At 69.6% G+C, this 6,014-nt stretch carries 8 protein-coding genes; 3 read left to right on the top strand and 5 right to left on the bottom strand.

The genetic code is table 11. The features are described from left to right. Positions 1 to 161 precede the first annotated feature (161 nt). A complete protein-coding gene (locus ACQ0O7_RS44840) occupies positions 162 to 755 on the bottom strand; it encodes a restriction endonuclease (RefSeq protein ID WP_430792050.1) in 594 nt (197 codons plus the stop codon). Positions 756 to 917: 162 nt separating this feature from the next. Here ACQ0O7_RS44840 and ACQ0O7_RS44835 point away from each other — a divergent pair, with 162 nt between their 5' ends. Next, entirely contained in the window at positions 918 to 1,382 is a 465-nt protein-coding gene (locus tag ACQ0O7_RS44835; protein ID WP_430792049.1) for an Asp23/Gls24 family envelope stress response protein, read from the top strand. 78 nt (positions 1,383 to 1,460) lie between these two features. Continuing rightward, on the top strand, positions 1,461 to 2,051 hold the full coding sequence (locus ACQ0O7_RS44830) for a hypothetical protein (RefSeq protein ID WP_430792048.1): 591 nt from the start codon (positions 1,461 to 1,463) through the stop codon (positions 2,049 to 2,051). Between the two features lie 64 nt (positions 2,052 to 2,115). On the opposite strand, the gene ACQ0O7_RS44825 is transcribed toward ACQ0O7_RS44830, so the two are convergent. The 4 genes from ACQ0O7_RS44825 to ACQ0O7_RS44810 all read right to left on the bottom strand — a co-directional run bounded on the left by ACQ0O7_RS44825 (position 2,116) and on the right by ACQ0O7_RS44810 (position 4,232). Then, a complete protein-coding gene (locus ACQ0O7_RS44825) occupies positions 2,116 to 2,613 on the bottom strand; it encodes an RDD family protein (RefSeq protein ID WP_430792047.1) in 498 nt (165 codons plus the stop codon). 9 nt (positions 2,614 to 2,622) lie between these two features. Beyond that, on the bottom strand, positions 2,623 to 3,024 hold the full coding sequence (locus ACQ0O7_RS44820; RefSeq protein WP_430792052.1) for a DUF2752 domain-containing protein: 402 nt from the start codon (positions 3,022 to 3,024) through the stop codon (positions 2,623 to 2,625). A 213-nt stretch (positions 3,025 to 3,237) separates the two neighbouring features. Then, positions 3,238 to 3,597, bottom strand: a complete 360-nt coding sequence (locus tag ACQ0O7_RS44815) for a hypothetical protein (RefSeq protein WP_430792046.1) — start codon at positions 3,595 to 3,597, stop codon at positions 3,238 to 3,240. 32 nt (positions 3,598 to 3,629) lie between these two features. After that, a complete protein-coding gene (locus ACQ0O7_RS44810; protein ID WP_430792045.1) occupies positions 3,630 to 4,232 on the bottom strand; it encodes a DUF4352 domain-containing protein in 603 nt (200 codons plus the stop codon). Positions 4,233 to 4,358: 126 nt separating this feature from the next. On the opposite strand from ACQ0O7_RS44810, the gene ACQ0O7_RS44805 reads away from it, so the two are divergent. After that, positions 4,359 to 5,717 (top strand): protein adenylyltransferase SelO, encoded by a 1,359-nt coding sequence (locus ACQ0O7_RS44805; RefSeq protein ID WP_430792051.1) that lies wholly within the window; start codon positions 4,359 to 4,361, stop codon positions 5,715 to 5,717. Positions 5,718 to 6,014 lie beyond the last annotated feature (297 nt).

Raw genomic sequence — 6,014 nt, 5'->3', positions numbered from 1 at the left:
GCCCGGCGGCCCAGCGGCCAGTGGCCCGGCGGTCCGGTGGCCCGGCGGTCCGGCGGCTCGGCGGTCCGGTGGCCTGGTGGGTCCGGTGGCCTCACGGCCCGGCGGCCTCAGTTTGGATCGCCATGGCACCGCTGGGCCGAGTCGGATTGTGGACAGCCGGGTCAGGGGAGGGGTGGTATGCCGGTGGTCACCCAGCGGGCCAGGGCCGCCCGATCGACCAGGGTGATGCGGCAGCGGCGGGCCACGTCGACGGCCTGGCGGGTGGGGTGTCCGGTTGTGACCAGGAGGGCCACGTCGGCGCCGTGGATGTCGCGGGCGGTGCCGGCGAAACGCTGGACGTGTGGGCTGCCCAGCGGGCCGGTGTAGCGTTTGCACTGGACGACGACCCGGCGTCCGTCCGGTGCGCGGCCGGTGACGTCGGCGCCCATGTCGCCGGAGCCGCCGGAGACCCGGACGCTCCGGCAGCCGCTCTCCCGCATCAGCCGGGCCACGAACTGCTCGAACTCCGGCCCGCTCATCCCGTCGGTGACCGAGATGTGTCGCTCGTGGTCGGCCAGCCGGCGCTCCGAGGCGGTCAGCAGGAAGAACCAGGCCGCACCGGCGGCGAGCACCGCGCCGACCACGACCGCGGCGGCCGCCGGATGCTTGCGCACCGTGTCGACCAGCAGCGACACGGCCAGGACGCCACCGGAGAGGGCGGCGAGCGCGGCGACCGGGTGGACGGGCCCCTTGCGGCGTCGTCGTCGGCGTGCCATCGACGCCTCCTTCCTCTGTGGAATCACCTGCACACGCACTGTATGCGAAGGGTCCGACAAAATTTTCATGGCGCGTTTTCGCGAGTGGGCCGAGGAACTTTCACTAGTAGGCTCTGAGCCGGTTCACAGTCGGCACGGTTAGAAGGCACGGTAGAGGCGGATATGAGTGACAAGGCCGAGTTCCACGCGGACCGCACGCAGGAGTTCTACGTGTCGGCCGTGGTCCCGGCCGTGCCGCCGGCGCACGGGGGTGCCGAGGTGATCGAGGTCGCCGCGTTCCGGGGGCAGACCAAGTTCGAGCGCGAGGTGGTCGAGAAGATCGCGTCCGCGGCCGCCCGGTCGGTGCCCGGTGTCGCCGAGCTCGGCGGTGATGTGGCCCGGTTCTTCAACTCGGTGCTCGACAAGATCGGCCTGGACAAGGTCGGTGACGCCACCCGCGGTGTGTGGGCCAAGGTGGACGGCACCGACGTCGAGATCACCGTCATCCTGGTGATCTCCGCCGGTGAGGTGGTCGCCGATGTGACCGCCCAGGTGCGGACCAAGGTCATTCAGGCGGTGGAGAGCTACGGCCTGCACGTCAGCGAGTGCACCGTCAAGGTCGACGACATCCGGCTCCCGGAGCACTGAGCCGCGGAAACGGCGGTGAGGGCACCCCGGTGCCGGTAACGTGCGGATCATCGGCCGCGAGCGCACCGGGGAGGCATGATGATCACCGTGCCGGCGGGGAGCAGTCTCACTCTGCGATGCCCTGATACCCAGGGCATCGTGCTCGTCTCGCTGGAAGAGGTGCGGGCGCCGTTCATCAGCGACCTGCCGCCGATCCCGGTGCTCAGCCTGGACGGTCCGGGCGTACGCCGGATCGGTGTCCTGGAGCTCGTCACCGGCTCCGGCGTGACCTGGGTCGAGGCGGAGCTCCGTAACGACCTGCTCACCGTCATCGGTGACGCGCCCACCGACGTGGTCCAGCGGCGCACCGCGGCCCGGCGGACCGGCACCTATCCGACCACCGGCACCGCCCAGATCGAGAACGCCGAGGGCCGCCGCCTGGTCCCACTGAACGGCCACGTCGAGGACATCTCCACCGCCGGTCTGCTGCTGCGCGCGAGGGCCGACGACAACCTGCCGTCCCTGCCGTACGGCATCGAGCGCACCCTCCTGCACGTGATGATGCCGTGGGGCGAGCTGACGGCCACGGTGGCGACCGTCGACCAGCGGGCCGACCTGCTGCGCGGCACGTACGAGTGGATCGACCCGCAGGCCGCCGAGGAGCTGGCCCGCTACTGCGCGGGCCGCTGACGGTGAAACGGGAGAAGCCCCGTTCCCGCGGGTGCGGGACGGGGCTTCTCGGTTACCGCTCGGGTCAGCGGACCACGACGGTCTTGCAGATCTTGTCGGAGAAGGTCTGCTTCTTGGCGTCCCACAGCGGGAACAGGAAGCCGATGTAGCAGGGGATCGCGTCCAGGATGTGGGCCAGGTCGCGGACGAACGCGTTGCCCGCGCCGATCGGCTGGCCGGTGTTCTCGCTGACCAGCTTGATGCCGAGCGCCTTGCGGCCCCAGCTCTGGCCGGTCTTGCCGCCCTGGAACCAGCGGTTGTAGCCGAGGACGACGAGGCCGAGCAGGTAGAAGACGTAGTACATGGCGTTGATGGTCGGCAGACCGGTCGCCGCGTCGGTGCCGGTGCCGAGAACGGCGGCCAGGATCGCGAACGGGGCGAAGATCAGGCTGTCGATCAGGTAGGCGCCGAAGCGGGCACCCCAGCCGGCGTACGCCGCGACGGGCTGACCGCCGTACGGCTGCTGGCCGTAGGCCTGCTGCTGGGAGTACGGGTCGCCGGCGGGCGGGGGCGGGTAGCTCATTCTGGTTCCTTAATCGGTGAGGCTCGGGACGAGCCGGTGCAGTTGAAAAAGCCAGCTCGCGACGGCGAGCAGCCCAGCGATCCAGCCCATCTGTCGCCGTCGCTCGGACGACCACGGACGCGGCGGGCCCAGAACTCCGATGGCACGCAGTGCCACCAGGGGACCCGCGGCGACGGTGAACGCCGCCAGGCCGAAGATCAGCGGGTTGGCGTGGAACGCCGTGCCCAGGTCTCCGCGCACGAGGGCGACGGCGGCGGTCGTCAGTCCACAGCCGGGGCACGGTATGCCGGTCATCGTCCGCAACGGACACGGGAGTCCCGCGCCGGTGCGGTCGACGAACATGGGCCACACCGCGGCCGCGACCGCGACCAGCGAGCCGAAGCCGCCGATGCGCTCAGGCACGGAGAACATGCGCACGAAGACACCTCTGATCTGGAAAGCCCGGAGAGCATAAAGGCGCAACCCCTGTTCCTGCGACCCCTAATCCGATCGATTGACAGCGTTCTCGGGGGCCGGTGGCCTGCGAAGACGTGGTGCCGGGTGGACAAAGCGAGCATTTTACGCACCGGGGGAGCTAATCCTTAACGGTCACTCTGCTCGTTACGTGACAGAGCCCACCGTGAATCAGGCGACTCGCTGCCGGGCCACCCGCAGGCAGGCGCGGACACTCTCCTCCGGCATCCGCATGGCCGCGGCGAGAGTGGCCACCGGCTCGACCCGGCCGTCGTCGTCGATCTTGTGATAGAGGTCGAGGAGCCCCCGGTGGAATCCGTCGGCGGGCAGCTCGGCGAGCCGGTCCTCGGCGTACTGGCGGACCATCACCCGATAGGCCCCCACCGACGGCATCTCGTGGAACTCGGCGGTCATCTCGTCGACCAGCCGCCCCGCCCGCCGCAACGTCCGCGAGGTGATCTCCCCGGCGGTGACGGTGACCCGCTGTGGTCCCTCGCTCGCCGGATCATCCCACTCGGCAGAGACATTCACCCCCGATCTGGTACGTTCCAGGCGCCCTGAAGTCACTTGAGGCCCACCGTCACGCCGCCGGAGAACATCGAGTCGTGCAGTTCCAGTGAGGTCAGCTCGGTGCCCTTCGGGATGTCGAAGACGAGCTTGCCCTTGACGGTGTTCCCCGGGTTGATCTCCTCGAACAGCACCTGCTGATCGTCGTTGGCGTAGAGCGCCGCGGAGGAGTCGACCGAGTATTCGACCTTCTTTCCGTCGTACGCCTTCTGCACCGAGTCGAGGAACGTCTGCGCCTCCTTGCCGATGTTCTTGACGGTCACGTCCACCAGGCAGAACTGCCCCTGCGCCTTGGCGCCGAGCAGGTCGCTGCCGACCTTGTTCACCCCGCACTTGACCTTGGTGACGGTGAACTGGAACTTCCCGTCCCGGGCGGCGTCCCCGATCCCCGGAGCCTTCTCGGCCTCCTTCTTCTTCTCGGCGGGCTTCTCGGCGCTCTCGGCGGCGGCGCTGTCGGTCCCCGCGGCACTGCCGGCCTCCTCCCCGGTGGTGCCGGCGCATCCGAGCAGCATCAGGGCCACCGCCGCCCCGGCGATCCAGGGCCAGCGCCGCTTGCCAACGGCCGGGGTGGCGGGCATCGAATTCTGGGCGTGATTCATCGTTAACTCCACGAACGAAGGGGTGTGTGCCACCAAAATCTAAGGTTTCTCTGTTAACGTCGTCAAGTTACATTCGAAAGTCTTGTTGTGAACCCCGGGCGGCGTAGCTTTGGTGGGGTGAGTGAGATGCCGGTCCTCGGGACCCGATTCGCCGACGAACTGCCTGAGATGGGGGTGTCGTGGCGGGCCGCCGAACCGCCCGCGCCCGAGCTGCTCGTGCTCAACGAACCGCTCGCGGTGGAGCTCGGCCTCGATCCCGGCTGGCTGCGGAGCGCGGACGGGGTGCGGTTCCTGAGCGGGGTGAACCTGCCGGACGGGGCCAAACCGGTGGCACAGGGGTATGCCGGGCACCAGTTCGGCGGCTACTCGCCACGGCTCGGTGACGGCCGGGCGCTGCTGCTGGGCGAGATCGGGGCGCGGGATCTGCACCTCAAGGGGTCCGGGCGGACGCCGTTCGCACGCGGTGGGGACGGACTCGCCGCGGTCGGGCCGATGATGCGGGAATACCTGGTCAGCGAGTCCATGCACGCGCTCGGCATCCCCACCACCCGGTCGCTGGCGGTAATCGGCACCGGGAAGACGATCGTCCGGGAGAATCTGGCGCCGGGCGCCATCCTGGTCCGGATCGCGGCCAGCCATCTGCGGGTCGGCAGCTTCCAGTTCGCCCGCGCCTCCGGTGACGTCGCCCTGTTGCGACGGCTCGCCGAGCACGCCGCCGCCCGGCACTATCCGGGCGCCGGGCCGCTGGAACTGCTGCGCGGAGTGATCGAGGCGCAGGCCGAACTGGTCGGCCGCTGGATGCTCACCGGATTCGTGCACGGTGTGATGAACACCGACAACATGACCATTTCCGGGGAGACGATCGATTACGGCCCCTGCGCTTTCCTGGACGTCTTCGATCCGGCCACCGTGTTCAGTTCCATCGACGAGGGCGGGCGTTACGCGTACGGCAATCAGCCGGCCATCGCCCAATGGAACCTGGCGCGTCTCGCCGAATCCCTGCTTCCGCTCCTCGACGACGACCAGGACAAGGCGATCGAGAAGGCCACCGCCGAGCTGGCGCGTTTCCGGCCCCGCTATGTGGCCGTCACGCTGGACGGATTCCGCGCCAAGCTGGGCTTGGGCCCGGTCGGCGACGCCGTTGTCACCGCGCTCACCGAGGACTTGCTGGCCCTGCTCAAGGCGGAGGAAACGGATTACACGTCGTTCTTCCGGAAACTGGCCGCCGGTGAGGAGCCGGAGGCGTTCAGTGCTTGGGCGAAACGCTGGCGTGCCCTCGAACCGGACACTGCGGCGATGAATGACGTCAACCCGGTCTACATTCCCCGCAATCACCTGGTGGAGGAGGCGCTGGCCGACCTGTCCGCGCTTCCTGCGCTTCTCGAGGCGGTCACCGATCCGTTCACCGAAAGACCGGGCCGGGAACGATTCGCCGCACCCGCGCCGTCCGGCTTCGGCGTTTACCGGACTTTCTGCGGAACCTGATTTCGTACGCCCCACCGAACGGTCCCGCCCCGTCCCCGCGAGGCCGGCGCCACCCCGGACCGTCCCGCGGCCGCCGGGCGAACGCGCCGGTCCCGGTCCCCCCGCCCCGCGTGCCGCACAGCGGCGCGTTCCGCACCGCAGCGCGGCACGCGGTCTGCGCCGGTCGCGGTCACCTCGGGGTCCGCGTGCCGCACAGCGGTGCGTTTCGCACCGCAATGCGGCACGCGGTTTGTGGTGGTTGCGGTCGAGGCGTGTGCCGCGCAGCGGCGCGGAACGCGCCGGAGCGCGGCACACGGG

Source organism: Actinoplanes sp. G11-F43, from assembly GCF_050589265.1.
Taxonomy (GTDB): domain Bacteria; phylum Actinomycetota; class Actinomycetes; order Mycobacteriales; family Micromonosporaceae; genus Actinoplanes.
Note: the sequence above shows the minus strand (reverse complement) of the source record. Positions and strands in the feature narration are given on the sequence as shown.